This window comes from Bradyrhizobium sp. 33ap4, from assembly GCF_032654765.1.
GTDB lineage: Bacteria > Pseudomonadota > Alphaproteobacteria > Rhizobiales > Xanthobacteraceae > Bradyrhizobium > Bradyrhizobium australafricanum.
Window position 1 is genome coordinate 1 of the sequence record NZ_JAUMTJ010000263.1, and the last position, 575, is coordinate 575.

Annotated in this window: 1 protein-coding gene; it reads left to right on the forward strand. The window is 65.0% G+C overall.

Annotated features, from left to right (window positions below; genetic code table 11):
* Positions 1 to 575: IS630 family transposase (locus Q2M23_RS43845; protein ID WP_316399568.1), on the forward strand; the 575-nt coding region annotated here is incomplete at both ends.

Below are 575 nucleotides of genomic sequence, written 5' to 3' on the forward strand. Positions count from 1 at the left end.
CGTCCCGGTGCGGAGCGCAAGCTGACCGGCAAGGAGGAAGCCCTGCTGGTGGCGACCGCATGCGCCAAGCCGCCCGCTGGCCGGAGGCGCTGGACGCTGGCGCTGCTGGCCGACGTGATGGTCAAGCTCACCGATCATGACAGCCTGTCGGGCGAGACCGTGCGCCGCCGGCTGGCCGATAACGACCTCAAGCCGTGGCGCAGGGACATGTGGTGCATTCCCCATGTCGATGGCGAATACGTCGCCCGCATGGAAGATGTGCTCGATCTCTACGCTGAAGCGCCTGATCCCGAGCGGCCGCTGGTCTGCTTCGACGAAACCCCCGTCCAGCTCATCGGCGAAGTGCGCCAGCCGATCCCACCCGAGCCGGGAAAGCGCGAGCGTTACGATTACGAGTACCGCCGCAACGGCACCGTCAATCTCTTTGTCGCCCTCGATCCGCATCGGGCCTGGCGTAACGTCAAAGTCACCGAACGGCGCACCGCCGTGGATTATGCTCACTGCATGCGCGAACTCGTCGATGTCCATTACCCCAAGGCCGCCTGCATCCGTGTCGTGCAGGACAATCTGTCGAT